Source organism: Oleiphilus sp. HI0086 (genome assembly GCF_001635225.1).
The window spans coordinates 1-885 of sequence record NZ_LWFZ01001392.1; the positions used below are offsets into that span (position 1 = coordinate 1).

At 44.6% G+C, this 885-nt stretch carries 1 protein-coding gene and 1 pseudogene; both read left to right on the top strand.

Annotation, left to right across the window (positions count from 1 at the left end; translation table 11 throughout):
- Positions 1-498 (top strand): annotated as a pseudogene (locus tag A3756_RS28265) (peptidoglycan-binding protein); the annotation flags it as partial.
- Between the two features lie 158 nt (positions 499-656).
- A partial coding sequence (locus A3756_RS23770; protein ID WP_197481507.1) for a hypothetical protein occupies positions 657-885 on the top strand: 229 nt, incomplete at its 3' end.

Genomic DNA, 885 nt, shown 5'->3' on the forward strand with positions numbered 1-885 from the left:
AGCGAGACTTATATTGACCCCGAAACGAATGAATTATTGGGGCTTGAAGCGAAAGCGATTGCCACTGCAGATGTTGATCAAGTAAACAAAGAAGTTGTGACGCTGAATATTCTTCGTAGCAGTGAAGAATTGCGCCAAGGTGACCGCTTGTTGCCGACTGAAGATAGAATGATTAACTCTAATTTTGTGCCAAGTAAGCCAGAGCATGATATTCGAGGCAAGATGATTTCTGTGGCTTCAGGTGTTGGTAATATTGGTCAGTATAATGTTGTTGTTATCAACCGCGGCGAGCGTGATGGTATTAAGGAAGGTAATGTACTCGCAGTATACAAGAGAGGCGGCTTGGTTCGTGATCCTTACACCAAAGAAAAGATTGAGTTACCTTCACAGCGTGCAGGTTTGTTAATGGTGTTTAGAGTCTTTGAGAAATTGAGCTACGGCTTGGTTTTGAAAGCAACACGCCCACTTGCTGTGATGGACGAGGTTCGTACGCCTTGATTTGAACCTGAGCCTTGAATTAGCGAGGCTGTAAAGATTAAAGTAAACTGAAGGCAGCTTAAGGATTAAGCTGCCTTTTTTGTTGGGCGATTGCTTGGCAAAGTATACCTAGGCCCGGAATAGGGCATTCTGCTAATAAATCGATTAAGGATGATCGTATGGCTATTTCTTCAAGTTGCGAATACATCGCACAACTTTCTGCAGTCAAAGGCTTGGGCCTGAAGACTTTTTATCACCTTTATTCTCACTTTGGGAGCGTTGACGCGCTTACGAAAGCTGACTACGAGGCTTTATGCTCAAGCGGTCTTAAACCAGTGATGGCACGAGCCCTGGTCAACATTAATGAAGCTGCATTATCCCAGGCGCTTCCACGTTCGACCGAGACGT